General features: G+C 65.6%; 25 protein-coding genes and 2 tRNA genes. 20 read left to right on the forward strand and 7 right to left on the reverse strand.

The window, feature by feature from the left end:
* Positions 1-32 precede the first annotated feature (32 nt).
* From mutY to mutM, 3 genes are all read right to left on the reverse strand, one after another.
* Complete coding sequence (gene mutY / locus EST26_RS07560) at positions 33-1,124, reverse strand: A/G-specific adenine glycosylase (RefSeq protein ID WP_291066688.1); 1,092 nt, start codon at positions 1,122-1,124, stop codon at positions 33-35.
* Positions 1,121-3,064 carry a dynamin family protein gene (locus EST26_RS07565; RefSeq protein ID WP_291066689.1) on the reverse strand — a complete coding sequence of 648 codons (1,944 nt, stop codon included), beginning with the start codon at positions 3,062-3,064 and terminating at the stop codon, positions 1,121-1,123. The genes mutY and EST26_RS07565 overlap by 4 nt, the downstream gene beginning before the upstream one ends.
* Positions 3,065-3,152: 88 nt before the next feature.
* A complete protein-coding gene (mutM, locus tag EST26_RS07570; RefSeq protein ID WP_291066690.1) occupies positions 3,153-3,968 on the reverse strand; it encodes a bifunctional DNA-formamidopyrimidine glycosylase/DNA-(apurinic or apyrimidinic site) lyase in 816 nt (271 codons plus the stop codon).
* A gap of 152 nt (positions 3,969-4,120) precedes the next feature.
* Here mutM and EST26_RS07575 point away from each other — a divergent pair, with 152 nt between their 5' ends.
* The 9 genes from EST26_RS07575 (at position 4,121) to EST26_RS07615 (ending at position 10,747) form a co-directional block, all read left to right on the forward strand.
* Positions 4,121-4,765: a riboflavin synthase gene (locus EST26_RS07575; RefSeq protein WP_291066692.1), complete on the forward strand. Its 645-nt coding sequence runs from the start codon at positions 4,121-4,123 to the stop codon at positions 4,763-4,765.
* Positions 4,762-5,907 carry a bifunctional 3,4-dihydroxy-2-butanone-4-phosphate synthase/GTP cyclohydrolase II gene (gene ribBA / locus EST26_RS07580; protein WP_291066694.1) on the forward strand — a complete coding sequence of 382 codons (1,146 nt, stop codon included), beginning with the start codon at positions 4,762-4,764 and terminating at the stop codon, positions 5,905-5,907. Before EST26_RS07575 ends, ribBA begins: the two co-directional genes overlap by 4 nt.
* Positions 5,908-6,037: 130 nt before the next feature.
* Positions 6,038-6,508 (forward strand): 6,7-dimethyl-8-ribityllumazine synthase, encoded by a 471-nt coding sequence (gene ribH / locus EST26_RS07585; RefSeq protein ID WP_291066696.1) that lies wholly within the window; start codon positions 6,038-6,040, stop codon positions 6,506-6,508.
* Positions 6,505-7,026: a transcription antitermination factor NusB gene (nusB, locus tag EST26_RS07590; RefSeq protein WP_291066698.1), complete on the forward strand. Its 522-nt coding sequence runs from the start codon at positions 6,505-6,507 to the stop codon at positions 7,024-7,026. Before ribH ends, nusB begins: the two co-directional genes overlap by 4 nt.
* On the forward strand, positions 7,023-8,252 hold the full coding sequence (locus EST26_RS07595; RefSeq protein WP_291066700.1) for a pyridoxal phosphate-dependent aminotransferase: 1,230 nt from the start codon (positions 7,023-7,025) through the stop codon (positions 8,250-8,252). Before nusB ends, EST26_RS07595 begins: the two co-directional genes overlap by 4 nt.
* Positions 8,249-8,695 (forward strand): tol-pal system-associated acyl-CoA thioesterase, encoded by a 447-nt coding sequence (ybgC, locus tag EST26_RS07600; RefSeq protein WP_291066702.1) that lies wholly within the window; start codon positions 8,249-8,251, stop codon positions 8,693-8,695. The genes EST26_RS07595 and ybgC overlap by 4 nt, the downstream gene beginning before the upstream one ends.
* Before the next feature lie 53 nt (positions 8,696-8,748).
* Positions 8,749-9,438: a protein TolQ gene (gene tolQ / locus EST26_RS07605; RefSeq protein ID WP_291066704.1), complete on the forward strand. Its 690-nt coding sequence runs from the start codon at positions 8,749-8,751 to the stop codon at positions 9,436-9,438.
* Positions 9,439-9,474: 36 nt separating this feature from the next.
* Positions 9,475-9,918, forward strand: coding sequence for a biopolymer transporter ExbD (locus EST26_RS07610; RefSeq protein ID WP_291066706.1), 444 nt, complete (start codon positions 9,475-9,477; stop codon positions 9,916-9,918).
* 25 nt (positions 9,919-9,943) lie between these two features.
* Positions 9,944-10,747: a cell envelope integrity protein TolA gene (locus tag EST26_RS07615; protein WP_291066708.1), complete on the forward strand. Its 804-nt coding sequence runs from the start codon at positions 9,944-9,946 to the stop codon at positions 10,745-10,747.
* Positions 10,748-10,770: 23 nt separating this feature from the next.
* On the opposite strand, the gene EST26_RS07620 is transcribed toward EST26_RS07615, so the two are convergent.
* Positions 10,771-12,135 carry a mechanosensitive ion channel domain-containing protein gene (locus EST26_RS07620; protein WP_291066709.1) on the reverse strand — a complete coding sequence of 455 codons (1,365 nt, stop codon included), beginning with the start codon at positions 12,133-12,135 and terminating at the stop codon, positions 10,771-10,773.
* A 37-nt stretch (positions 12,136-12,172) separates the two neighbouring features.
* On the reverse strand, positions 12,173-12,964 hold the full coding sequence (locus EST26_RS07625; RefSeq protein ID WP_291066710.1) for an enoyl-CoA hydratase: 792 nt from the start codon (positions 12,962-12,964) through the stop codon (positions 12,173-12,175).
* 93 nt (positions 12,965-13,057) lie between these two features.
* On the opposite strand from EST26_RS07625, the gene EST26_RS07630 reads away from it, so the two are divergent.
* Positions 13,058-14,065 carry a D-2-hydroxyacid dehydrogenase family protein gene (locus tag EST26_RS07630; protein WP_291066711.1) on the forward strand — a complete coding sequence of 336 codons (1,008 nt, stop codon included), beginning with the start codon at positions 13,058-13,060 and terminating at the stop codon, positions 14,063-14,065.
* Between the two features lie 23 nt (positions 14,066-14,088).
* Here EST26_RS07630 and EST26_RS07635 read toward each other — a convergent pair whose 3' ends face one another.
* On the reverse strand, positions 14,089-16,113 hold the full coding sequence (locus EST26_RS07635; RefSeq protein WP_291066713.1) for a hypothetical protein: 2,025 nt from the start codon (positions 16,111-16,113) through the stop codon (positions 14,089-14,091).
* Positions 16,114-16,329: 216 nt separating this feature from the next.
* Here EST26_RS07635 and EST26_RS07640 point away from each other — a divergent pair, with 216 nt between their 5' ends.
* The 6 genes from EST26_RS07640 to EST26_RS07665 all read left to right on the forward strand — a co-directional run bounded on the left by EST26_RS07640 (position 16,330) and on the right by EST26_RS07665 (position 20,377).
* On the forward strand, positions 16,330-17,109 hold the full coding sequence (locus tag EST26_RS07640; protein WP_291066714.1) for an oxepin-CoA hydrolase, alternative type: 780 nt from the start codon (positions 16,330-16,332) through the stop codon (positions 17,107-17,109).
* A 35-nt stretch (positions 17,110-17,144) separates the two neighbouring features.
* Entirely contained in the window at positions 17,145-17,294 is a 150-nt protein-coding gene (locus EST26_RS07645; protein ID WP_291066715.1) for a hypothetical protein, read from the forward strand.
* Between the two features lie 144 nt (positions 17,295-17,438).
* Positions 17,439-17,515 (forward strand) — tRNA-Pro (locus EST26_RS07650).
* A gap of 55 nt (positions 17,516-17,570) precedes the next feature.
* Positions 17,571-17,647, forward strand: a tRNA-Arg gene (locus tag EST26_RS07655).
* 543 nt (positions 17,648-18,190) lie between these two features.
* On the forward strand, positions 18,191-19,498 hold the full coding sequence (locus EST26_RS07660) for an O-acetylhomoserine aminocarboxypropyltransferase (protein ID WP_291066716.1): 1,308 nt from the start codon (positions 18,191-18,193) through the stop codon (positions 19,496-19,498).
* A 60-nt stretch (positions 19,499-19,558) separates the two neighbouring features.
* On the forward strand, positions 19,559-20,377 hold the full coding sequence (locus EST26_RS07665; RefSeq protein ID WP_291066717.1) for an alpha/beta hydrolase: 819 nt from the start codon (positions 19,559-19,561) through the stop codon (positions 20,375-20,377).
* Positions 20,378-20,385: 8 nt separating this feature from the next.
* Here EST26_RS07665 and EST26_RS07670 read toward each other — a convergent pair whose 3' ends face one another.
* Positions 20,386-20,655 carry a hypothetical protein gene (locus EST26_RS07670; protein ID WP_291066719.1) on the reverse strand — a complete coding sequence of 90 codons (270 nt, stop codon included), beginning with the start codon at positions 20,653-20,655 and terminating at the stop codon, positions 20,386-20,388.
* Between the two features lie 26 nt (positions 20,656-20,681).
* On the opposite strand from EST26_RS07670, the gene EST26_RS07675 reads away from it, so the two are divergent.
* From EST26_RS07675 to uvrA, 4 genes are all read left to right on the forward strand, one after another.
* Positions 20,682-21,770 (forward strand): DUF3616 domain-containing protein, encoded by a 1,089-nt coding sequence (locus EST26_RS07675; RefSeq protein WP_291066721.1) that lies wholly within the window; start codon positions 20,682-20,684, stop codon positions 21,768-21,770.
* Positions 21,770-22,765: a diacylglycerol kinase family protein gene (locus EST26_RS07680; RefSeq protein ID WP_291066722.1), complete on the forward strand. Its 996-nt coding sequence runs from the start codon at positions 21,770-21,772 to the stop codon at positions 22,763-22,765. Before EST26_RS07675 ends, EST26_RS07680 begins: the two co-directional genes overlap by 1 nt.
* Positions 22,762-23,613 carry a metallophosphoesterase family protein gene (locus tag EST26_RS07685; RefSeq protein ID WP_291066724.1) on the forward strand — a complete coding sequence of 284 codons (852 nt, stop codon included), beginning with the start codon at positions 22,762-22,764 and terminating at the stop codon, positions 23,611-23,613. Before EST26_RS07680 ends, EST26_RS07685 begins: the two co-directional genes overlap by 4 nt.
* 226 nt (positions 23,614-23,839) lie before the next feature.
* The gene (uvrA, locus tag EST26_RS07690; protein ID WP_291066735.1) at positions 23,840-26,803 is read left to right on the forward strand and encodes an excinuclease ABC subunit UvrA; all 2,964 of its coding nucleotides are present in this window, start codon (positions 23,840-23,842) and stop codon (positions 26,801-26,803) included.
* Positions 26,804-26,812: the final 9 nt, after the last annotated feature.

A 26,812-nucleotide genomic window follows, 5' to 3' on the forward strand; every position in this document is an offset into this window, starting at 1 on the left:
CGTTAAGGGCGGCCCGTTCGGCCAAAAGCCTCTCAGCCCAGCACGTGGGCCAACATGCGCCGCACCGGCGCGGGCAGCCCATGGGCCGACAAGGCTGGCGCGCCGACCCATTGGCCGGCGCCGGTCGGCGGCGCACAGGCAGACGCGCCGAGATCGAGCAGCACCGGGTGCAAGGTCAGTTCACGATGGGTCAGGCTGTGCGCCCGTGGCTCGAGCGGGTGCAGACCGTGGTGTAAAACCGGCGCCAGCGCGGCCCGCAGCGCGGCCTCGGAGCCGAACACCGGCGGGCAATACAGGCCGGCCCAGATGCCGGGAGCGGCACGGCGCTCGAGCCAGATGCAAGTCGCCGTCGCCGAGCGCAGGCGCAGCAGCAACAACCACCAGTGTTCGTATCGACGCGGGCGCGGCGCTGCCTTGACCGGATAGCTGGCGGCGTTGCCGTCTGCCTGGGCGCGGCAGCCGTCTTGCACCGGACAAAGCGAACACAGCGGGCGCCGGCGCAGGCAGACGGTAGCGCCCAAGTCCATCAGTCCCTGCGTGTAGGCGATCATGTCGTCGTGCGTCGGCTGCTCGGGCAGCAAGGCCTGCACCAGTTGCCCCAGCAGGCGCTGGTTTGCGGCCTGCGCCAAGTTGGCGTCGAACGCCAGTTGCCGCGCAGCCACGCGGCGCACATTGCCGTCCAGAATGGAAACCCGCTCGCCGTAGCAAAAAGCCGCAATCGCCGCTGCGCTGGACGGCCCTATGCCTGGCAAGGTTTGCAATTGCTGCGCGCTGCGCGGAAACACCCCGCCGTGCTGCGCCAGCACCTGCTGCGCGCAGAGCAGCAGGTGCCGCGCCCGACTGTAGTAACCCAGGCCGCTCCAGAGCGCCAGCACCTCGTCAACACTGGCCTGCGCCAGGGCCTGCAGGCTGGGAAAACGCTGCACAAAGCGCGGGTAGTACGACAGCACGGTGGCGACCTGGGTTTGCTGCAGCATCACCTCGGACAACCAGACCCGGTACGGATCGCGCTCGAGCTGCCAAGGCAGGCCGCGGCGGCCGCAGCGGCGCTGCCAGTCGATCAGTCGACGGGCAAAGTCCGCTGGCCCTGCAAGCGGCGCGGCTGACGCGTCTTCTTTGCTCAAGCCAGCGCAGCGTCGGCCGGCGCCTCTTGCGCGTCGGACATCAGTTGCTCGGTCAATTCGGTCAATTGGGCATCGACCAGATGGAGTTCGGCTTGGTGTTGCTCGAGCTCGCGGATGCGACCGTCGAGGTCACCGGCGGCGTGTTGAATCCGCGCCACCGCCTCGATGCGGCGGCTGAAATGGCGCCGCCGCTCACGCAACTGGGCGTCGATCTGGCTTGATGCCGACTTGTTCCAGATGTCAAGCTCGTTCAGTGCCGTGTCATACACCACCCGCAAGCGGCTCATGAGCGCGCGCGTGAGCCGCTCGGTAAAGTCGGTCCGGGCCAGCCGCAGCGTGTTGCCCAGTCCGAGGTAGTGCACGTGACTGGTTTCGATTTTCTGCAAATCGTGCTGGTATTGCATCAGTTGCGGCGGCGTGGGCACCTGCAACGAAAACCCGTACTCGGCATTGAGCCCCTTGAAACTGCCTTCGAGCATGGACTGAATTTCAATGGCCAGTTCGTTGGCGCGCACCAAGCCTGCGCCCAGGCGCTCGAAGGTTTCAGCGTAGGCGCGTTTGACACCGAACTTGATGCCGGGCTGACGCAGCGCCACAACCAGCTTTTGCGCCTCGGTCTTGAGGTGGGTGGCGCCGAGCAAGACCAGCAACTCATTGAGCAGCCTCAGATGAACCGAGCGCAGCGCCTGTATCTTGGCCGCGCTGGCGTCGAAGTGCGCCTGCTCTTGCTCGATGCGCAAGCGCATCTGCCGGATGGCGCTGGTGTTTTTGCCGCGCAGGCTCTCGAGTTCTTGCACCTGCTCGATCAGGTCGCGGGCCCGGATATGCACCAGACGGCTGATTTCACGCCGCAGCGCATCAATCCCAAGCGCCGTCGAGGAGCGCAAAATTTCTCGCCTATGGCTCAGCAGCCCGACGCCGAGTGCGGCTTCGAGCTCCAGCAAGTGACTGGCAGCGAGCAGCTCGGGGTCATGATTGATCTTGGCCAGCAGACCTTTTTGCGCCGAGACCGCCAACACCTGTGGCGCCGACACGCCCAGCACGGCGGCAACGTCGCTGCGCTGCGCGGCAATCTGCGCCTGCACCTGCGCGGGCGTGCGCAAGTCGTCCCACAAGGTATCGATCTTGTTGAGCACCACCAGCCGCGACTCCCGCACCTGATCTGGCGCCACCAGATGCTGGCGCCAGACCGTCAGGTCGGACTTGGTGACGCCGGTATCGGCGGCCAGGATGAACACCACCGCCTGCGCCTGCGGCAGCAAGCTGATGGTCAGCTCCGGTTCGGCACCAATCGCGTTCAAGCCCGGCGTATCCAGAATCACCAAGCCCTGCTTGAGCAGCGGATGCGCGATGTTGATGAGCGCATGGCGCCACTTGGGCACCTCGATCAGACCGTCCGGACCGGGCAGCGGGTTGTCTTCTGGCTGCTCCTCGTGCCAAAAACCCAGCGCAGCGGCCTGCTGCTGGCTGACCCTGCGCACCTCGGCCACTTTTTGAATGGCCAGCGCCAGTTGCTCGGGGTCATGCACGTCCAGCGTCACCTGCTCCCACTTCTGCGGCACCTGACGCCAGTCCAGCAGCGACTGCGCTTGCAGGCGTGACTCGATCGGCAACAGCCGCAGGCAAGGGGGCTCCTGCGGCTCATAAGCGATCTCGGTCGGGCACATGGTGGTGCGCCCGACGCTGGCAGGCATGATGCGGCGGCCGTAATCGGCAAAAAACATGGCGTTGATCAGCTCAGACTTGCCGCGCGAGAACTCGGCCACGAAGGCCACCATGATCTTGTCGTTCTTGAGTTGGGCTCGCAAGTGGTCGAGCCGCTCGCGCACGCCCACGCCCAGCAGATCGCGGCCGCTCAACCACTCGGCCAGGTTTTGCAAGCGCGCTGCAAAGTCCTTGCGCCAAACGCCATGCCGGTCCAGTTCTTGATTGAAGCTCATACAAACGGGGCTCACTTGTGTTCGGTTCAATATAGCACTGCACCCGGCCGCCAGCGTGCGCTGGCCGACCCAAGCAGGCGGCTTCGCCTCAAAATGTCTGGCACTGCGGGCAAAAAAAACTCGAACGCTGCCCCTGGCGGATCGACTTGATCGTGCGGGTGCATGTGCGGCACGGCAGGCCGGTGCGGCCGTACACCATGGCTTCGAGCTGAAAATAACCTGGTTCGCCCTGCGCGCTGGCAAAGTCGCGCAGCGTGCTCCCACCCAGGCTCAGGGCACGCTGCAACACCGCCACCACCGCCGCGTGCAGGCGCGCAACGCGCGCACGGCTCAGACGCTGGGCGCGCAGCGTCGGCCTGATGCCGGCCAGGAACAAAGCCTCGCAGGCGTAAATGTTGCCCACCCCCACCACCACATCTCCAGCCAGCAAGACCTGTTTGATGGCGGCGCGACGCCCACGCAAGGCCTGGTAAAAGCGCTCGGGCTCAAAGCCAGCGTCCAAGGGCTCGACGCCCAGGCCAGCCAGCAAGCGCTGCGCGCGCGCATCGTCCAGCGACGGCACGTACACCACGGCGCCAAAACGGCGCGGGTCGTGCAGGCGCAAGCAACCGCGGTCGGTTTGCAAATCAAAATGGTCGTGCCGCCCAGGTGGCGCCAGTTCAGAGCCAAAACGCAGACTGCCCGACATGCCCAGGTGCAGCAGCAAGCAGCCGCGATCGAGTTGCAGCAGCAGATACTTGCCGCGCCGCGTCAGGCCCAGCACGCGACGCCCGACCAAGTCGGCCGCCGCACAGCCCAACGGCCAGCGCAGCGGCAGGCCCAGACGCAGCGCGCCGACTTGTGCGCCCATGATCTGATCGGCAAAACTGCGGCGGGTGATTTCGACTTCAGGAAGTTCGGGCATCGCAGGGCAACACGGGTGGGCAGCGCCAATGGGCGCCAGGCTGATAATCCGATTCTCTACCAAGGCCGGTCCAAGCCGCGCGGAACCGAGCGGCTACAGCTCGAAACAGAGCTTGCATCGGCCCCGGCAAAACCCTGCGAAAATGTGCCCCTATGTTTACAGGCATCATCACCGGCATGGGGCGCATCGTCGCCGTCCACGCGCTGGGTCGTTCTCTACAGCACGGCCAGCGCTTACAAATAGAAGCGCCGCCCGGCTACCTAGACGATGTCGGACTGGGCGACAGCATCGCGCTCAACGGCGCGTGCATGACGGTGGCGGCGCTGGACGTGCCCAGGCGGCAGTTCAGCGTAGACGTCTCGGCCGAATCGCTCGCGTGCACCAGCGGGCTGACGCAAGCAGGCGAGCGCATCAATCTGGAAAAAGCCCTGCGCGCCAGCGACCGGCTGGGCGGACACATCGTCTCGGGCCACGTAGACGGCGTCGGCAGCGTCAGCCACTTCGACCGCGTCGGCGAGAGCTGGGAACTGCGCGTGTGCGCTGCGCCCGAACTGGCCAAGTTCCTGGCCGTCAAGGGCTCGGTCAGCGTCAACGGCGTGAGCCTGACCGTCAACCAGCTGCAAGACAGCGCCAGCGGCTGTGAATTCAGCATCAACTTGATTCCGCATACGGTCGAACACACCGCGCTGGGCCAGTTGCACGCAGGCAGCCGCGTCAACCTGGAGATCGACACGGTTGCACGCTACGTGGAGCGCATGCTGGCCTGCGCCCGCCTGCCCACCAGGAACGCCGCATGAACGCCACCCCGACCCCGATTTCACCCGTGGCCGACATCGTGGCCGAGCTGCGCGCTGGGCGCATGGTGATTCTGGTGGACGAAGAAGACCGCGAGAACGAGGGCGACCTGGTGCTGGCGGCCGACCACGTGACGCCGCAGGCCATCAACTTCATGGCACGCTTTGGCCGCGGCCTGATCTGCCTGACGCTGACGCGCCAGCACTGTGAACACCTGCAACTGCCGCCCATGGTGACGCGCAACGGCGACAAAAAAGGCACGGCATTCACGGTATCGATAGAGGCGGCGCAGGGTGTGAGCACCGGCATTTCGGCGGCCGACCGCGCGCGCACGGTGCAAGCTGCCGTCGCCCCGGGCGCACGGCCGCACGATCTGGTGCAGCCCGGCCACATTTTCCCGCTGCAGGCAGTAGACGGCGGCGTGCTGATGCGCGCGGGTCACACTGAAGCCGGCTGCGACCTCGCCGCCATGGCCGGCTGCTCGCCCGCCGCCGTGATCTGCGAGATCATGAACGACGACGGCAGCATGGCCAGGCTGCCCGACCTGCAACGGTTCGCCGTCGAACACGGCCTGAAAATCGGCACCATTGCCGACCTGATCGAGCACCGCAGCCGGGTCGAGAGCCTGGTGCAAAAAATCGGCAGCCGCACACTCAACACCGCTGCGGGCGAATTTCACGTCAGCGCTTTTCGCGACCGACCCAATGGCGCGCTGCACCTGGCGCTGGTCAAGGGCCAGTGGTCGCCCGAACACAGCGTGGCGGTGCGGGTGCACGAGCCGCTGTCGCTGCTCGACGCCCTAGAAGTCGGCCGTGCCATGCACTCCTGGAGCCTGGAGGCCAGTCTGCGCCACATCAGCGAGACCGGTTGCGGCGTCGCCGTGCTGCTCAACTGCGGTGAATCGGCCGAGCAACTGCTGGCGCAGTTCGATGGCACGGCGCGCTCGGCGCAGGCACCCGAGCGTGGCCGCATGGACTTGCGCACCTACGGCGTGGGCGCGCAGATTCTGCGCGAATGTGGCGTACACAAAATGCAGCTCATGGGCACGCCGCGGCGCATGCCCAGCATGGCCGGCTACGGGCTTGAAATCACCGGTTATCTCAACCCTAACGGGCATGACTTTGAAAGCCACCCCAAAAAATGAAAGTCCTGCCCGTTCTCCCTCACCCCCAACCCCTCTCCCGCACGCGGGAGAGGGGAGCGAAGTGAGTCGCAGCCCGACTTTCACGTTAAGGCCACTGGCAGCTCACTTTAAACAGGAAACGGAACTCTTCATGTTCGGCACAGACAAAGGCAGCAGCCCCTTGCTCGACGGCAGCAAGCTCAGCATAGGCATCGTGCAGGCACGCTTCAACGAAGGCGTCACCGACGCGCTCTACCAAGCTTGCCACGCCGAGCTGCTGGCGCTGGGCGTACCAGCCCAACAGATCCGTCACGTCAAGGTGCCGGGTGCGCTGGAAGTGCCACTGGCCTTGCAGGCGATGGCCGAGCACGAGGACTGCGACGCCCTGATCGCGCTGGGCTGCATCATCCGCGGCGAAACCTACCACTTCGAGCTGGTGGCCAACGAGTCGGCTGCGGGCATCACGCGGGTCGCACTCGATTACGAGACGCCGGTCGTCAACGCCGTTTTGACGACCGAAAACCTGCCACAGGCGCAGGCCCGCCAGCTCGAAAAGGGCCGCGACGCGGCGCGCGTGGCGATCGAGATGGCGCAGCTGCTGCAACAGATCGGTCATTCATGAGCACTGCATCGCACAGCGCCCAAAAGCCGCGCAAAGCCACCGACAAATCGGCGCGCACGCGCGCGCGTGAATTCGCGCTGCAAGCGCTCTACCAGCACCTGGTGGGCCGCCATGCGGCCGTCGATATCGACGCCTTCACGCGCGACCTGGCCGGTTTTCACAAGGCTGACGAAGCACACTTCAAGGCCTTGCTGCACGGTTGCGTCGAGCAGGCCGGCGCACTCGATGCACTCATCACACCGCTGCTGGACCGACCGCTGACAGAAATAGCGCCGATCGAGCGCGGCGTGCTGTGGATTGGCGCCTATGAATTTCAACACTGCCCTGACGTGCCCTGGCGCGTGGTGCTCAACGAATGCATAGAACTGGCCAAATCGTTCGGCGGCACCGACGGCCACAAATACGTCAACGGCGTGCTGCACCAGCTCGCCGTGCGCCTGCGCGCGGCCGAGGTGGACGCCGCGCCGGCGCGCGCCGGCGCGCGTTCATCCACCAAGGTGGCGCAACCCGGGTCATGAAAATCACCCAACGCGCCCGGCGCGTCGAACCGTTCTACGTGATGGAACTGGCCAAGGCGGCGCACGAGCTGGCGCAGCACGCACCCCCTGGCGCGCGGCCCATGATCCATCTCAACATCGGAGAGCCCGACTTCACCGCGCCGGCGCTGGTGCAAGCCGCCGCCGAGCGCGCCATTCGCGACGGTCGCAGCCAGTACACGCCGGCCACCGGCCTGCCCGCGCTGCGTGAGGCCATCAGCGGCTGGTACGCCGGGCGCTTCGGACTGGCGATCGAACCGGAGCGCATCGTCGTCACCGCCGGTGCTTCGGCCGCGCTGCAACTGGCCTGCCTGACGCTGATCGAGGCCGGCGACGAGGTGCTGATGCCCGACCCCTGCTACCCCTGCAACCGGCAGTTCGTGCAGGCTGCCGAAGGCCGCGCGGTGCTGATTCCCTGCGGCCCCGAGCAACGCTTCCAGCTCAGCGCGGCGCAGGTGCAAGCAGCCTGGGGTCCGGCCACGCGCGGTGTGCTGCTGGCTTCGCCGTCCAACCCCACCGGCACCAGCATCGCGCCCGAGGTGCTGGCGCAGATCGCGCGCTGGGTGCGCGAGCGCGGCGGCTTCACGCTGGTGGACGAAATTTATCTGGGTCTGAGTTTCGATCGGCGCTACGGCCACAGCGCGCTCGGACTGCGCGACGCCGCCGGCGCGGCACTGGGCGATGAAATCATCAGCATCAACAGCTTTTCCAAATACTTCAGCATGACCGGCTGGCGCCTGGGCTGGCTGGTCTTGCCCCGCGCGCTGGTGCCAGCGGTCGAGCGGCTGGCACAAAACCTCTACATCTGCGCCAGCAGCATTGCGCAGCACGCTGCGCTGGCCTGCTTCGAGCCCGACAGCCTGGCCGAATACGAACACCGCCGCGCCGCCTTCAAGGCGCGGCGCGACGTTTTCATTCCCGCACTCGAACGCCTGGGCCTGAGCGTGCCGGTGTGGCCCGACGGCGCGTTCTACGCCTGGGCCGACGTGCGCCACTGGTGTCGGCGCTGGGGCATAGCGCCAACGGCACAGGGCGACCAGGGAGGCAGTTGGGCGCTGGCGCACGAGCTGCTGCGACGCTGCCAGCTCGTCACCACGCCCGGGCGCGACTTTGGTGTGGCCGAACCGGGGCACTACCTGCGCTTTTCCACCGCCCGCTCGATGGATCAGTTGCAACAAGCCGTGGCCCGGCTGGAGCAAGCGCAGTGAACACCGCCCCACCCCTGCCTTCAGCGTTCGCCTGGCCGGTGCGCATCTACTGGGAGGACACCGATGCCGGCGGCATTGTGTTCTACGCCAACTACCTGAAATTTTTTGAACGTGCGCGCACCGAGTGGCTGCGCCACCTGGGTGTGGAGCAGCAACGCCTGCGCGAACAGGTCGGCGGCATGTTCGTCGTCACCGGCACCCAGTTGCGCTACCTGCGTCCAGCCCGGCTGGATGACGTGCTGCTGGTGAGTGCCCGGGTACAGGAGGCGGGCCGCGCCTCGCTGATGATCGAACAAAGCGCGCGCTTACAAGCTGCCGCGCCCGGCGTCCAGGCGCCGCTGCTGTGCGAAGGCAGCATACGCATAGGCTGGGTAGACGCCACCAGCCTGCGGCCGCAGCGCATTCCGGCCGCCATCTTAGACGCCCTCACCGCCCTGGGCTGAACGGCCAGCGGCGCTTTTTTGCAACCATTTTTCATCCCGCTGCTCCGAAGGCCATGGCACCAGAACTCTCCATCACTCATTTGATGCTCAACGCGACCTGGGTGGTTCAGGCCGTGGTGGCGCTGCTGCTGACGGTTTCCATCCTGAGTTGGGCGGCAATTTTTCGCAAAGTGTTCACCCTCAAGCGGGTGCGCGCCCACAACGACGCCTTCGAACGCGAATTCTGGTCGGGCGCCAACCTCAATGACCTGTACGCCGCCGCCGCCCAGAGCTCGCGCCACGGCGGACCGATGGAGCGCATTTTTGCCAGCGGCATGCGCGAATACCGCAAGCTGTGCGAACGCCAGATCAGCGACAGCACCGCCTTGCTCGACGGCGCCCGGCGCGCCATGCGCGCGAGCTTTCAGCGCGAACTCGACGTGCTGGAAGTCAATCTGTCGTTTCTGGGCACGGTCGGTTCGGTCACGCCCTACGTCGGCCTGTTTGGCACCGTCTGGGGCATCATGCACGCTTTCACCGGCCTGGCCTCGCTGGCGCAGGTCACGCTGGCCTCGGTCGCGCCCGGCATCGCAGAGGCGCTCGTGGCCACCGCTATCAGCCTGTTTGCCGCCATTCCGGCTGTAGTGGCCTACAACCGCTTCGCGCACGACATCGACCGCGTGGCCAACAGCATGGAGACCTTCATGGAAGAGTTTTCCAACATCCTGCACCGCAACCTGGGCACCAAGTCGGCTGCCCTTTAATTGGAATCTGACCCCGTTTTTTGACTAACGAATCCCATGCCCAGCGTTTCTTCTCGCGGCCGCGGCCGACGCACCATGAGCGAGATCAACATGGTGCCGTTCATCGACGTCATGCTGGTGCTGCTGATCATCTTCATGGTCACTGCGCCGCTGATCACACCCAGCCAGATCGAGCTGCCCACGGTTGGCCAGGCGGCGCGCCAGCCGGAGCGCTTCGTCCAGGTGCTGATTGACCGCCAGGGGCAGTTGCAGGTGCGCGAAGGCGCTGCCCATGCGGCTGCAATCAGCGTTGCGCTGGAGCAACTGCCAGCCCGGGTGCGCGAGTTGCAAGGCCCACCGGTCGCGGCCGACGCAGCTCCGGTGCCGGTGATCATCAGCGCCGACCGCGAGGTCAAGTACGAAAGCGTTCTGCAGGTGATGGATGCACTGCAAGGTGCCGGCATTGCGCGCGTGGGTCTGTCGGTGCAGGCGTCGCGCTAAGGCCCTCAACCCGGACTCCAGGGCCGTGCAAAGCAGCGCCGACCACCTCGAACTGGCACCACCCACTGGCGGCCGCTGGCTGGGCCCAGTGATGTTGGCGCTGCTGGCGCATGCCCTGCTGGTGACAGCGCTGACCTGGGGCGTCAACTGGCGGCATGAGCCCGCTCCCGTGGTGTTCGAGGCTGAGCTGTGGTCCAGTTTGCCGCAGACGGCAGCGCCACGTGCGGTCGAACCCGCACCTGTACCCGCACCTGTACCCGCACCAGCACCAGCAACGCCACCAGCGCCTGAGCCTGCAACGCAGCCGGCTGATCTTGCGATCCAGCACGCACGCGCCGAGCAACGGCGCCAACAAGCAGCGGCCGAGCGCCTCGCCCGTGAAGAACAGGCCAGCGCCGAGCGGCAACGCGAACAAGAACGGCAGCGCAGCTTGCAAGAGCAGCGCCAGACCGAGCTGGCAGCTCAGGTGCGGCGCGACGAGCAGATGCGCCGCATCATGGGCCAGGCCGACGCCAGCGGTGCGGCGCAAGCCAGCGGCAGCGCGTTGCGCGCTGGCGGCCCATCGCTGGCCTACGCCGCCCGGGTAGCGGCCAGCATCAAGCCCAACGTAGTCTTCACCGACCCGGTGGCCGGCAACCCACGCGCCGAAGTCGAGGTGCGCACCCTGCCCGACGGCACCATCACCGCCCGTCGGCTACTCAAGAGCAGCGGCAACCCGGCCTGGGACGAGGCGGTGCTGCGCGCCATCGACCGCACCGCCACCCTGCCGCGCGACGTCGACGGGCGCGTACCGTCGGCTCTCATCATCGGCTTGCGTCCGCTGGACTGAACCTGAACACCGCCAACCCAGCTTCAGGTCACCGCCCCTCGCATGTGCAGCACCCGCTGCGGATAGGGTATTTCGATATTGTTCTCGCGCAATGCCTGCAAGATGGCGCAGTTGATCTGCGAGCGCAAATTGAGCTGACCGTTTTCCGGGTCAACCATCCAGTAGCCCACCGTGAACTCCAGCCCGTCGGGACCGAAGGCCGACAGCGCCACCGCCGGCGCCGGGTCTCTGAGCACGCGAGGCTGCGCCAGCGCAGCCTCGCTGAGCAGGCGCATCACCAGATCGACATCACTTTCATAGCCGACCGTCACCACCGTGGACTGCCAGAGCTGGGCGTCGGCCAGCGAGAGGTTTTCGACCCGGTTGATGAGCAGAATTTCATTCGGAACGATCGATTCACGCCCGGCGAGCGAACGAATCACGGTGTAACGGGCGTTGATTTGGGTGATGCGGCCGTCGAAATTGTCCACCCGCACATTGTCGCCAATGCGCATGCTGCGTTCGGCCAAAATGACGAAACCGCTGACGTAATTGGATGCCAACCTTTGCAAGCCAAAGCCAATGCCCACACCAATGGCGCCACCCAGCACCGACAGCGCAGTCAGATCAATGCCGACTGCCGACAGCGCGACCAGCAGACCCACCAAAACCAACAGGGCGCGGGTGGCGTTGCTGACCGCTTTGCGCAGCGACAAATCACCCCCGCTGGCCGAGCGCAACAGCCGCGACTCGATGGCTGACGAAACCCACAGCGCCAAAATCAGCACCACGGCGGCGGTGATGATGCCTTCCAGCAAGGTGCGCAGCGAAAGCTCAGACGCGCCAATGGTCCACTTGATTTGATCCAGCTCGTGCAGCACCAGTGGCAACAGGCCACTGAGCCAGAGCACCACAGCAAACCAGGCCAACCACGAAATGCTGCGCTCCAGAGTGCGCACCCAGGGGGTTTGCACCAACGCGACTTGCAGCACCTTGACGCCAATGCGAATCACCACCAGCGCCAGCAGCACCACAATGACATGCGAGAAGATGGTAACCGGCATCAGCTCGAGCAGCACCGCGCGCGCGCTATAAGCCAGCGTCAACAGCAGCAAGGGAAACAGCACGCCGTCGATCAGGCGTCGGCCAAACAGCACCGAGCTGCGGTTTTCCTGCATGCCCAGTGTCTGGCGCAGCAAGGCGCTCAGGCCCCAGGCCAAGGCGACGCACACCAGCAGCACCCCAAGCTCGATCCAGAGCGCGGGCTGCAAGAAGGCAGCGAACCATTGCTGCAAACCCGCTGGCGCTTGCGTTGCGCTGGCGCTGGCAGCAGGCGCAGCATCGATGGGGATGGCGCTGGGGATGGCGCTGGCACTTTCGCTGGTGACGGTGGCGGTGGCGGTGGTCATGATCCGTAGCGGTTGTTTCAGCACGCGGCGCCTGAACTCAGGCGTCCCAATTCGGAGCGCGTTTGTCGATGAAGGCCTGCACACCTTCTTGCGCCACTTCATGCACCATGTTGCAGGCCATGGTCTGAACGGCGAGCTGGTAAGCCGCTTCGATACCGGTCTCGAGCTGGCGATAAAACAAACCCTTGCCGACCGCAACGGCGTGGCGCGGCTTGGCCAGAATGCGCTCCAGCATGTGTTCGAGCTCGGCGTCGAGCGCCTCATCGGCCACGACGCGATTGACCAGGCCACGCGCCAGCGCCTGCTCGGCCGTGATGAAGTCGCCGGTGAACAGCATCTCGAACGCCTGTTTGGGCAATACGTTGCGCGACAGGGCCACGCTGGGCGTCGAACAAAACAAGCCCAGGTCGATGCCGTTGACACCAAAGCGGGCCGCTTGCGCGGCCAGCGCCAAATCACACTGCGCCACCAACTGACAACCGGCGGCGGTGGCCAACCCCTGCACGCGTGCGATCACTGGCAGCTCCAACTGGCGTATGCCCAGCATCAACCGCGAGCAGCGCGCAAACAGGGCCTGGTAGTAGGCCAGGTCGGGGTTGGCGCGCATTTCCCTGAGATCATGACCGGCACAAAAAGCCCTGCCGTTGGCGGCGATCACCAGCGCGCGCGCGCGCTCGTCGCCGGCCACCGCATCGAGCGCGCGCTGCAGCGCATCCAGCATGGCGGACGACAGCGCGTTGAAGTTGCGCGGCGTATTCAGCGTGAGCGTGTGCACGCCGCGCACGTCGCTCTGATGCAGCAAGACAGCATCGGTTGGGTCGGTACTCATCGCAGGCGTCCCGCTTGACTGGTTGAACTTCGGTCGATTGTCCGATTTTTTTCTGCCTCGTTCGCGCGCCTGGACACAGGCACAATGGCGCGCATGAATATCGTGATTCTTGACGACTATCAGGATGCGGTTCGCAAACTGCGCTGCGCCGAAAAAATCGAACCCTACCAGGCCAAGGTCTTCACCAACACCGTCAAAGGCGTGGGCCAGCTCGCGCTGCGGCTGCGTGAGGCCGACATTCTGGTGCTGATCCGCGAGCGCAGTCACATTTCACGCCCCTTGATCGACAAGCTGCCGCGTCTCAAACTGATCGCGCAGACCGGCCGCGTCGGCGCTCACATCGATCTGGCCGCCTGCACCGAGCGCGGCATCGCCGTTGCCGAAGGGGTGAGTTCGCCGGTTTCAACCGCCGAACTGACCTGGGCACTCACCATGGCGGCCATGCGGCGCCTGCCCCAGTATGTGGCCCATCTGAAACACGCTGCCTGGCAGCAGTCGGGTTTGAAGTCGGCGTCGATGCCGGTCAACTTTGGCATAGGCATGGCACTGCGGGGGAAAACCCTGGGCATCTGGAGCTATGGCCGTATCGGTCAACTGGTGGCCGGCTATGGCCGGGCCTTCGGCATGCGCGTGCTGATCTGGGGCAGCGACGCGGCGCGCGCGCGCGCCAACGCCGACGGCTACGAGCTTGCCGATAGCAAGGCGGCCTTTTTCGCCGACGTCGACGTGCTCTCACTGCATTTGCGGCTCGGTGAGCGCAGCGTCGGCTGCGTGGGGCTGGACGATCTTGCGCGCATGAAGCCCACCGCCTTGCTGGTCAACACCTCGCGCGCTGAAATCATCGCCCCCGATGCGCTGCTGACCAGTCTGAACCGGGGCTGCCCCGGCATGGCGGCAATCGACGTGTTCGAGTCCGAGCCGATTTTGCAGGGCCACGCCCTGCTGCGGCTGGAAAACTGCATCTGCACGCCACACATCGGCTACGTGGAGATGGACAATTACGAGCTCTGTTTTGCCTCGGCGTTCGACAACGTGGTTAACTTTATCCGGGGTACACCCAGCAACATCGTCAACCCGTCTGCGCTGCAAGTGCGGCGCTGAAGCAGCGGCGTGGGTTCAGCCGCTCAGGCCCTGTCGCTCGCTCGTTGCCCTGGCTCTTTCTCCGGCGGGAATTCAAAGTCGAGCAGTTGCGGGTGGGTCGCTTCGCCCTCGAAGAAAGGCGGTTTGCCTTGCTGAGCGGGCTGCGCTGCGCTGGTGCCGGGCGTGAGCACAGCGGATTTGGGCGACACGGGTTCGACGGCCGGCTCTTGCGACCATTCGTTCAGGTCGATGTCCAGCCCCAGACGCGCCGAAGCCGGCGGCAGCAGATCGCGGTCTGGGTCGGCTCGCACGGGCGCGAGCGCGGCGGCTGCGGCCTTGAGGGGTTTGATCCGGGTTTGCTCAAAATCGCTGACAGGCGCGGCCACACCCGCCTCGCGCCTGATGATGTCCTGCGCCAAGGCATGCAACAACAACAGCTCGCGGTACGCATCGAGGTCGAACACCTCGGCCTGTGGATCGTTCGGGTCGCGAAAAATCGATTGCTCGATCACGTCGAGCACGCGGGGCTGGGGCCACAGCGCCTGTATCCGGCTGAACGCCGCCTCATAGGCTTCCAGATTGCGACCCCGGTCGGCGTATTGCTCGAAGCTCGGAACGCCGGCGTTGAACAGCCGGTTGAACTCTACGCGCAAGCGCTCGTAGTCGGATTTTTGTCCGAGCCGGTGGAAAATCTTGAGCAAATCGAGATAGATCAGCGCGCTGGGCTGCTGGCTTTCCAAGACATGGCTGGTCAAAATTTGAATCGCCTGCTCATCCTGACCGATCGACACAAAGAAGTCGGCCTGCTGCTGCACGTCGAACAATTCTTCGGTGGCCAGCGAACGCGAGGCACCGATCAGGCTAGGACCGAAATCACGCCGCTCGCTGGCGCTCCACGCGGGCGCGTTGTCCAGCACCGGCGCTAGCGCTTGTGCATGGCCGAGGCCGAGCGCTTGCGGCCCGGACTCCAATTCGTCGTCTTGCGGCACCCCATCGCGCCGCGCATGCAAGCGCTTTTCGAGTGCCGGGCTCGCCGCCACCGGCTCCTGAATACGCGCCATCTTGCCCGACGCCGGCTCAGCCTGGGCCGCCCACCACGCCGGCCGAGCCGCTGCCACAACCCGCTGCTGCCGACGCCACAGCAGCAGCGCCAGCAACGCCAATGCCAGCAAGGCGCCCAGCAGGTACAGCCATCGATGCATCTGACTGCTGCGCTGGGCCGCCTGCAGTTGGCGCTCCAAGGCGGCCATCTGCGCCCTGTCTTGCGCCTGGGCGTCCAGCAAGGCCCGGGACTGTGCCTCAAGCGCGACGAGTCTGTGCGCCTGTCTGAGTCTGTCTTCAGGCGCCGCGTTGATGGCTTGCCACAACAACGCGGCAGCGCGGCTGGCCTCGGGTGTGCCGGGCTGGCTGTGCAAGGTGCGCGAGAGTTCGAGCCGCGGTGCTGCAGCGCCGTCCAGACTCAGATCGAGCGGATCGAGCTGCAAACGCGGCTCGCTGGCGCGCACGGGTGCGGCCGCACGGCGCAGCACGCTGTTTTCCCGGGGACGCACCGGCGGCCCGGCGGCTGCTGCGCGGGCGGGCAAAGCCGCACGCGCTGGCGCTGCCGGGCCTGGCGCCGCGTCTCCTGCAAGGCCTGTGGCAAGTGCGACAGCATTCGGGGGCGGCACCTGGGGCGCCAGAACCGGCTGGACGCCAACGGGTGCTGCGATCGCCCGGGCTGCAAGCTCGGGCGGCGGGTCTGCCAGCAAGGCATAGCGACGAGAAAAGGGCGCGCCGCAGCCTGCACGCACCTCAAGCGTGACGATGGGCTCGTTGATTGGCTGGAACGACTGGATGCGCAACCAGACCTGATTCGGTTCAGCGCCGTTTTGCGGCGTGAGTCGCAGCCGACCCGGAGCCAGTTGCTCATCGCCGTAAAAGACATAGGCACCCAGGCACAATTGGGACGCGTCTGCGCCGGCGGCCACCGTCACCGGAACGCGAACATCCAGCCCCTGACCTAGCACCGCCTCTCCGCTGAGTTGGCCCAGGGTCGCAGCCGCACTGCTCAGCGCTGTCAAGATCATCACACAAGCGACCCAGATTTGACGCACGTCGGCTACCCTCGGATATAAAGCTAAAGCATTCTGACACAGGGCGCGCCCGATTTAATTTTGAAAATGGCTTGTTTTGTGGCGCAATTCTCGAGTGACGGGCGACGCGGGCGCGGCAAGAGTTGACCCCATTCCTGCACGCTTGCCCCGCAGCGCCGACCTGACCCAATCTCCTCCAACACCGACCGCCCCATGACCGCCAGCCTCGAAAGTCAGCGCCACGGCCAGACCCTGGTTCTGAGCATCAGCAACCCCGAACACCAAAACGCGCTGGAGCCCGGTATTTATGCCGCTGGCATCGAAGTGCTCAACGCGGTCGAGAACAACCCCGAGTTGCGCAGCGTGATCATCACCGGCAAGGGTCCATACTTCTGTTCCGGCGCTCGGCTGCAACGGTTGCTGGAAAACCGGCAGCAGCCACCCGAGCTGCAGGCACAAAGTATCGATGGTTTGCACCACTGGATAGAGACCATTCGCGTTTTTCCCAAGCCGGTGCTGGCGGCGGTCGAAGGGCCCTGCGCCGGCGCCGGGTTTTCTCTCGCGCTGGCCTGTGACCTGGTGGTGGCGGCACAAGACAGCGTGTTCATCATGAGCTACAGCCAGGTCGGCCTCTCACCCGACGGTGGCGCCAGTTGGAGCCTGCTGCGCGCCCTGCCGCGCCAGACGGCGCTGGAATTGCTGCTCAGCGGCGAACGCGTGGGAGCCGATCGCCTGCAGCAGCTCGGCCTGGTCAATCGGGTCAGCGCGCCCGGCCAAGCGCTGGCGGATGCGCTGCACTGGTGTGAAAAGCTCAACGCCCGCGCCCCCAACGCGCTAGCCAGCATCAAGGAACTGGTCAACGAAGCGTCCACGGCGACGCTGCCCGAGCAACTGGGTCGAGAACGAGATCATTTCGTGCGCTGCCTGCACCACGCCAACGCCGGCGAAGGCATCACGGCATTTCTGGACAAGCGCACACCCCATTACCGCTGAACCGACATCTGATTGACTCACCCGCAAGACAGCCCATGAACGAACCGATGCTGACCATGGAGGAACGCAAGGCGATCAACAAGGGGCGCTGGTTCGGCGGCTCTCATCTTCCCTGCGCCACGACATACTCCGATGCGCCTGCGTCAAGGACATTTGTCGACATGCCAGTCACGCGCGGCTGCTGAACTCAGCGCGACGCTCCAGCACAAGTCGGATCAAGAGCACCCAGGTGCAGGCGGCCAAAGCCGACGCAGAACCACCCCCAGGCAAAAAACTGGGGGTCTGACAGGAAAACCGGGTTCAGCAGCGGCTATAATCAACAGCTTAGTCGGAGCGTAGCGCAGCCTGGTAGCGCATCTGCTTTGGGAGCAGAGGGTCGCGAGTTCGAATCCCGCCGCTCCGACCATTCACAACAAAAAGGCCCACGCTGTGGGCCTTTTTTCTGCCAGTCTGCATACCGTCTACCCGTAGCTCAACTGGATAGAGCAGCTGCCTTCTAAGCAGCAGGTCGGGGGTTCGAGTCCCTCCGGGTAGGCCATAGATAAGTTTCAAGAGGCATCAGAAACCCCCGGATTGTCTTACAAGACTTTGATTTCAAAAGTTTATTGACCCCTGCAAAGTAAATCACGACGATTTAGTGCACTGGCACGTTCGTCGCATCAATTGTGGTCCGCGTCAACTAAGCTTCCATCAAAAGTCAACTGACAATGCGCGCCGAATTTCTCAAAAATTGCCTCTGTGGTACCGCCGCGTGCCCATGCACGAGGTCTTGGACGACAGCAGCGTACGCTCTTTCAGCACGCTTTTTCCTCGGGTCGGCGGTGGCTTCCAAGTGGACGTAACCGACCGGGCGTACGGCCGCAGCGCCATTCACGACGGCCTGCCCTGGTTCATCTGCGACATGCGTGTGCCGCTCTTGAGGAGCCGGATGTCGCTGACTTTCATGCCTACTCTCCTGGGTTGATGGCCGCCGCACATAGGACAGATGCAAGCGGCAATTCAGCCCACAATACACCCATCCTTCTGGCCAGCGCCGCCCTCGTGCAGCGGCATTGAACCGCACGAAACCACTGGAGAGTCCATGCCCGGCTATGCCGACCCCGGCTTTGACACCCTGGCGCTACACGCCGCAGCCGCACCCGACCCCGCCAGCGGCGCGCGTGCGCTGCCGATTCACCTGAGCACCTCGTTCGTGTTCGAGTCTTGCGACCATGCCGCCGCGCTGTTCAATCTGGAGCGCGCGGGCCACGTCTACAGCCGCATCAGCAACCCCACCAACGCGGCGTTCGAGCAGCGCGTGGCCGCGCTCGAAGGTGGCATTGGCGCCATTTCATGCGCCAGCGGCCAGGCCGCGCTGCACCTGACGATTGCCACGCTGATGGGCGCTGGCGCGCACATCGTCGCCAGCAGCGCGCTCTACGGTGGCAGCCATAACCTGCTGCACTACACGCTGCGCCGCTTCGGCATCGAGACCACATTCGTCAAACCCGGCGACATCGACGGCTGGAAGGCTGCGGTGCGCCCGAACACCAAGCTGTTCTTTGGTGAAACGCTGGGCAACCCCGGCCTGGACGTGCTGGACATCCCGACCGTGGCGCAGATCGCGCACGAAGCGCGCGTGCCACTGCTGATGGACAGCACGCTGACCACGCCCTACCTCATCCAGCCCTTCCAACACGGCGCCGACTTGGTCTACCACTCGGCCACCAAGTTCCTGAGCGGCCACGGCACGGTGATCGGTGGCGTGGTGGTCGATGGCGGCAGCTTCGACTGGGAGGCCTCGGGCCAATACCCCGAACTGACCGAACCTTACGACGGTTTCCACGGCATGATTTTCAGCGAAGAAAGCACGGTCGGTGCTTTCTTGCTGCGCGCGCGCCGCGAGGGCCTGCGCGACTTCGGCGCCTGCCTGAGCCCACACAGCGCCTGGCTGATTTTGCAAGGCATAGAAACCCTGCCGCTGCGCATGGAGCGCCACATCGCCAACACCGAAAAAGTGGTGGCCTTCCTGGTCAAGCAAACGCTGGTGAGCCGCGTTGGCCACCCGCTGCTCGAATCGCATCCCAGTCACGCACTGGCCGAGCGGCTGCTGCGTCATGGTGCCAAGGGTGCAGGCTCGGTGTTCAGCTTCGACATCAAGGGCTCGCGCGAACAGGGCAAGACCTTCATCGAAACACTCAAAATCTTCAGCCACCTGGCCAATGTGGGCGACTGCCGCTCGCTGGTGATCCATCCGGCCAGCACGACACACTTTCGCATGAGCGACTCGGCGCTGACCAGCGCCGGTATCGGCCCCGGCACTATTCGCCTGTCCATCGGGCTGGAAGACCCGGATGACCTGATAGAGGATTTGAAACGTGCCCTCAAGGCTGCAGAAAAGGCCGCTTGATCCGTTCGGCAGGCTCATCAGAACAGGCCAAGCGCCGGGCGAACGAATGGGGGACTTCTGATGCATCTCACTGTCAACGACGCCAATACCTACTGCTACAGCGGAGGCAAGGCCTTTGACCCGTCCAAGCCCACCGCCGTCTTCATCCACGGCGTGCTGGGCGACCACAGCGTCTGGATCCTGCAGTCGCGCTACCTGGCGCACCACGGCTACAACGTGCTGGCGGTCGACCTGCCTGGCCACTGCAAGAGCGCCGGCCAAGCACCCTCATCGGTCGAAGAAGCAGCCGACTTCATCGGTGCGCTGCTCGACGCCGCAGACGTACGAAAGGCTGCGCTGATCGGTCATAGCTGGGGCTCGCTGATCGCGCTGGAAGCGGCGGCGCGGCTGCAAGACCGCGTCACACACCTGGTTCTGGTAGGCACCGCACACCCGATGAAGGTCTCGCCCGCGCTGCTTGATGCCTCGCTCAAGCAGCCCGAAAAGGCGCTGACTCAGATCAATGTGTTCTCGCGCAGCACGCTGGCCGCACCGCCCTCGACGCTGGGCCCAGGCACCTGGGTCTATGGCGCGAGCCTGGCGCTGGGGCGGCGCGTGCTGGCCAGCAACCCGACGGTCAACCTGTTTCACCGCGGCTTTGTGGCCTGCGACAGCTACCGCGGCGGCGAAGCGGCCATGGCGGCCTTGACTTGCCCGGTGTTGTTCCTGCTGGGTGAGCAGGACCAGATGACGCCGCCCAAAGCGGCGCAGGGCTTGATCAAGGCGGGCAAGGCCGCTGCCAAGGCTGTGCAGGTGCTCAGCCTGCCGGTGGGCCACCACCAGATGACCGAAGCGCCCGACGACACCCTGTTCGCCATCCGCGACTTCCTGCGGAATTGAGTCCATGCTCACGTGTGTGCGACGCTGCGCGAAAACGACCCGATGCGGCGGCGCATGCCCAGGCAAGCTTTCTCCTGATGCGCCGCCCCGAACTGATGACGCTTTACCGCGACGCCCAGGTGTTCAGCTCCGTCAAGCAGGAGGTAGTTTTGCAGAATTGCCCAAGCATCCCAAAAAAGTAGAAATCGGATCAAAAACACCTGACCGAGCAACAGCCTATCAGCGCAGAATAGCAAGGGCTGCGGCTTGCGCACGCTGCCGGTATCGCCCCAGCCCACACAGCAACTTCCAGAGCACCCACCCCATGCCCCATTCACGCAACGCAAACGCCGTCCGCCTGGAGTTTGCACCCAACTCCCTGGTTCAGACCAACCTGTCGGGCGCGGCCTTCACCGGCGACTGGCTCTGGGTGGCTGGCGACGAAGCCTGTGGCCTGGATCGCCTGCGTCGGCTCGACCCCATGGGGTCCGACGTTTTGCGTTTTGGCGAGGTGCGCGACTTCCCTCTGGCCGATTTGCTAGACCTGCCAGGCTCAGCCGACGAAGAGGCCGACCTGGAAGGCATGGCGGTGGCCGATGGCTACCTCTGGGTGGTCGGCTCGCATGGCCTCAAGCGCAAGAACGCCAAGCCAGACCGGGCCCACGCCGACAACGCCAGACGGCTGGCGAAGCTGGCGCTGGACGGCAACCGGCGCCTGCTGGCCTGTCTGCCCATCGAGCCCGACGCCCAGGGCGCGCCCGGCCTGGTGCGACAGGCCCGAGACGGGCGCCGGGCCCTGCGGCTCAAGGGCGATGCGCAGGCGAACCTGCTCACCCGCGCCCTGGCCGACGACCCCCACTTCGGGCCCTACATGGCGATTCCAGGCAAGGACAACGGCTTCGACATCGAAGGCCTGGCGGTGGACGGACGCCGGCTGCTGCTTGGCCTGCGCGGCCCGGTGCTGCGCGGCTGGTCGGCGCTGCTCGAGATCGAGGTCGAGGCGCGCGGGGATCATCTGCGCCTGGCGCCGCTGGACGACAGCGGCACGCTGCTGCGCAAGCACTTCCTGCAGCTCGACGGCCTGGGCATTCGCGACCTGCATTTTTCTGGTGACGACCTGTACATCTTGGCCGGTCCGACGATGGTGCTCAACGGCGATATCCGTGTCTTCAAGTGGCCGCTGGCCCGGACTGCGATGGCTGCCAACCGCGAGCCTGTGTGTTTTGAAGATGAACTGACAGAATCGGTTGCGCTGCCGCACGGGCGCGGCACAAACCGCGCGGAGGCAATTTGTGACCTGCCCCCAGAACTGGCCAACGGGCAGCCGCGCTGGCTGGTGCTGTACGACGCGCCGGGCGCCGATCGCCGGGACGGCGAGCACACCGTCTTCGGCGATCTGCTGCAGCACGACTGATGGCCTCCAGCGCCTTTGCCCCGGCCCTGGACCCCGAGTCGGCGCTGCTGTTCGTGGTCAACGCCGCTGCAGGAGGCTTTGGCATCGATGTCAAGCGGGCCGTGATCGAATCGGCCCTGGCCGCGCGTGGACGCAAAGGCGAACTGCTGATTTGCAGGCCCGCCGAGCTGGCGCAGGTGGCCGCCCAGGCCGCAGCGGCGGCGCTGGCGCGCGGCACAGCGGTGGTCGCTGTGGGCGGCGATGGCAGTCTGAACACGGTGGCTCAGGCCGCGCACAAAACCGGTTGCGCCATGGGCGTCGTTCCCTACGGCACCTTCAACTACTTTGCCCGGACGCACGGCATCCCCACCGACCCGGCCGCTGCCGCGCGGCTGCTGCTGGACGCGCGCCCGTTGCCGGTTCAGGTGGCCGCCATCAACGACCGGGTGTTCCTGGTCAACGCCAGCCTGGGCGTCTACCCCGAGCTGTTACGGGATCGAGAGGCCTACAAGGCCCGTTTTGGCCGCAGCCGCTGGGTGGCGTTCGTGGCGGCCTGTGCCACCTTGCTGCGCGCGCAACGCCGGCTGCGCCTGCACATCGAGCTGGGCAACACAGTCCGCGATGTGCAGACCCTGACGCTCTTCGTAAGCAACAACCGGCTGCAACTCGAGCATTTCGGTGCAAACCCGCCAGACACCGTGGTCGGCACGCCCGGACACGGCAGCATGGCCGCGCTGATGCTGCGTCCCATCGGCACGCTGTCCATGATCGGGCTGCTGCTGCATGGAGCCATGGGCAATCTGGACGAAGCCGCTGGCGTGGAAAGCTTCGAGTTTCAACACATGGTGGTCAGGCCCACCCTGCTCCCCGGCCGCCAAGAGGTGGTGGTGGCGTTCGACGGCGAGGTGGCACGGATGCGCGCACCGATCGACTTTCGCGTGCTCGAAAAGCCCCTGTACCTGCTCCAGGCCCCTGACTCACCGGGCTCGGTTGAGGCGACAGAAGCTGCCGCATGAGCGTGCTGCTGCAAATCTCTGACACCCATTTCGGCACCGAACAACCCCAGGTGGTCGAGGCGCTGGTGGCCCTGGCAGCGCAGCAGCGGCCGGACCTGGTGGCGCTCACAGGCGACATCACGCAGCGCGCACGGCCGGCCCAGTTTCGCGCGGCCAAGGCCTTCGTCGACCGACTCGGTGCGCCGGTCCTGGCCATCCCCGGCAACCACGACATTGCGCTGTTTGACCTCTGGGCCCGTCTGAGCCGCCCTTACGCGCGCTACGCCGCCGCATTCGGGGCCGATCTTGAGCCCGTGCACTCATCGCCAGAATGGCTGGTCATCGGCGTCAACACCACGCGCGCCTGGCGCCATAAAAACGGCGAGGTGTCCACGGCGCAGATCGATAGGGTGGCCAAGCGGCTGAGCGCGGCCAGCCCGGGGCAATTGCGCGTGGTGTTGGTGCACCAGCCGGTTGCCGTGACCGAGGCGCGCGACCGGACCAACCTGCTGCGCGGGCGCAGCGATGCCCTGCGGGTCTGGGCAGCGGCCGGGGTCGACCTGCTGCTGGGCGGCCACATTCACCTGCCGTACACGCTGGCGCTGCACGGGTTGGAGCGGCCGCTGTGGGTGGTGCAGGCGGGCACCGCCGTCTCGCGGCGCACCCGCGCTGGGCTGCCCAACTCGGTGAACATCCTGCGCTGGGGCGATGCGCCTGACGTGCAGAATGACGTGCAGAATGACCTAGGCTGGTCTGAGGTGCAGCGCAGTTGCCGCATCGAGCAATGGGACTTTGCACGCGACGAACAGCGCTTCGTCCGAACGGCGGTGACAGCCGTGCAACCCGAGCGTCAAACCGCCCGGGCCTGAGACGCCATCTCTGCCTTGGGACCGGGAGCACTCGATAGCGCGCGCCGGCTTATCATGTCGGGTTGCCCTGCTGCTGCCAGAACCCTGCCCTGGCGCCCCTGCCTTGAACCAGAACCTCCCCCCGCTGCCAGCCCTGGACAGCGCCCCGGACACGCCGCCCGCCCCATCTGTTGCGGCCCAAACGGCAGCCCAGGCCGCGGCATGGCGCAGCGCGGCCGTTCTCTCGGTGCGCGGGGCGCGCACGCACAACCTGAAGAACATCGATCTCGACATCCCCAAGCACGCGCTGGTGGTCATCACCGGGCTGTCGGGCTCGGGCAAGTCGAGTCTGGCGTTTGACACGCTGTACGCCGAAGGTCAGCGCCGCTACGTGGAAAGCCTGTCGGCCTACGCGCGGCAGTTTTTGCAGTTGATGGACAAGCCCGAGGTGGACCTGATCGAAGGCCTCTCGCCAGCGATTGCGATCGAGCAGAAAGCAACCTCCCACAATCCGCGCTCCACCGTCGGCACGGTGACCGAGATCCACGACTACCTGCGCCTGTTGTACGCGCGCGTCGGCACGCCGCACTGCCCGGAGCACGGCCAAGCACTGGCTGCGCAGAGCGTGGCGCAGATGGTGGACGCGGTGCTGGCCCGGCCCGAAGGCACGCGGCTGATGATTCTGGCACCGCTGGTGCGCGAGAAAAAGGGCGAGTTCGCCGAGCTGTTCGCCGCCATGCAGGCCCAGGGTTTTGTCCGCTTTCGGGTCGACGGCGCTCTGCTGGAGTTCGACGCCCTGCCGGCGTTGAAAAAAAACGAGAAGCACAACATCGACGTGGTGATCGACCGCGTCAAGGTGCGCTCAGAGGCCAACGCAGACGGTTCCCACCCCTTGCGCCAGCGCCTGGCCGAGAGCTTCGAGGCTGCGCTGCGCCTGGCCGACGGCAAGGCACTGGCGCTGGAGATGGACGAAGCGACTGAACACCGCTTTTCCGCACGCTTTGCCTGTCCGGCGTGCGCACACACCGTGGGCGAGCTTGAACCGCGCCTGTTTTCCTTCAATTCGCCCATGGGCGCCTGCCCGAGCTGCGACGGCCTGGGCCACACCGATTTTTTCGACCCCGAGCGCGTCGTCGCCTTCCCTTCGCTGAGCCTGGCCAGCGGCGCCGTCAAGGGCTGGGATCGGCGCAACAGCTACACCTTCGCCCTGATCGAGAGCCTGGCGACGCACTACGGCTTTGACGTCGAAGCGCCGTGGGAGAGCTTGCGCGAAACCGTGCGGCAAGCGCTGCTCTACGGCTCGGGCACGCAAGACGTGCAGTTTGACTACGGCATGGAGTCGGGCCAGCGTGTGAGCAAAAAACACCCGTTCGAAGGCATCATCCGCAACTTCGAGCGCCGCTACCGGGAAACCGAATCGGCCGCCGTGCGTGAAGAGCTGGCGCGTTACCGCTCCACCCAACCCTGCCCCGACTGCCATGGCACGCGGCTCAAGCGCGAAGCACGTCATGTGTTCGTGGGCGAGGGCGAGCACAAGCAGCCGATCTACCAGATCAGTCGCGTCACGCTGGGCGAGGCGCTGGCCTATTTCCAGACGCTGGAACTCAAGGGCGCACGCGGCGACATCGCAGCGCGCGTGATCAACGAAATCCGCCAGCGCCTGAAATTCCTCAACGACGTCGGGCTGAATTACCTCAGCCTGGACCGCAGCGCCGAAACCCTGTCGGGCGGCGAAGCCCAGCGCATCCGCCTGGCGAGCCAGATCGGCAGCGGCCTGACCGGCGTGATGTACGTGCTCGACGAGCCCAGCATAGGCCTGCACCAGCGCGACAACGACCGCCTGATTGCCACTCTGCGCCATTTGCGCGACCTGGGCAACACAGTGCTGGTGGTCGAGCACGACGAGGACATGATTCGCGCCGCCGACCATGTGATAGACATGGGGCCGGGCGCGGGTCTGCACGGCGGGCGCGTGATGGCGCAGGGCACGTGTGCCCAGGTGATGGACGCGCCTCATTCATTGACCGGCCAATACCTCAGCGGCGCGCGCGCCATTGCCCTGCCAGAGCGGCGCACGCCCTGGCTGCCGGTGCACCAGGCCGCCGCCGCAGCCAAGGCCGCGCCCATCAAGTCGCGTTTTCCGCTCAGCCCGGCCGCCGAGCGCCGCAGCGCACGCGAAGCACGGCACCTGGCCACGCTGGGCGAGCTGCAGGAGATCCGCGTGGTCAACGCCAGCGGCCACAACCTCAAAGGCGTGAGTGTGGCCTTCCCCGTGGGCCTGCTCACCTGCGTGACCGGTGTCTCCGGCTCGGGCAAGTCGACCTTGGTCAACGACACGCTCTACGCCGCCGTCTCGCGCACCTTGTACCGCTCGCACGACGAACCGGCCGCGCACCAGGCGATTGAAGGCATAGAGCATTTCGACAAGGTCATCAACGTGGACCAGTCGCCGATCGGCCGCACGCCGCGCAGCAACCCGGCCACTTATACCGGGCTGTTCACCGGCATCCGCGAACTCATGGCCGAGGTGCCGAGCGCACGCGAGCGCGGCTACGGACCGGGGCGTTTTTCATTCAACGTCAGCGCAGCAGCCGGTGGTGGCCGCTGTGAAGCCTGCCAGGGCGACGGCGTGGTGAAGGTGGAGATGCATTTTCTGCCCGACGTCTACGTGCTGTGCGAGGTCTGTAACGGTCAACGCTACAACCGCGAGACGCTCGACGTGCAATACAAGGGCAAGAACATCGCGCAGATTCTGGAGCTGACGGTCGAGCAGGCGCACGCCTTCTTCCATGCCGTGCCCACACTGCACCGCAAGCTGCAAACCCTGCTGGACGTGGGCCTGTCCTACATTCAGCTTGGCCAAAGCGCGACCACGCTCTCGGGCGGCGAGGCGCAGCGCGTCAAGCTCGCGCTGGAGCTGAGCAAGCGCGACACCGGCCGCACGCTCTACATCCTGGACGAACCCACCACCGGCCTGCACTTTGCCGACATCGAGCTGCTGCTCAAGGTGCTGCACCAGTTGCGCGACGCCGGCAACACCATCGTCGTGATCGAACACAACCTCGACGTCATCAAGACCGCCGACTGGGTCATAGACATGGGCCCCGAAGGCGGCTCAGGCGGTGGCAGCGTGGTGGGCGTGGGAACGCCGGAAGACATCGCGGCCAACCCGGCCAGCCACACCGGGCGCTACCTGAAGCGTTTGTTGTGAGCCGATGCC

Origin of the sequence: Hydrogenophaga sp., assembly GCF_014773545.1 — a bacterium.
In the GTDB taxonomy this organism is placed as follows: domain Bacteria; phylum Pseudomonadota; class Gammaproteobacteria; order Burkholderiales; family Burkholderiaceae_C; genus Hydrogenophaga.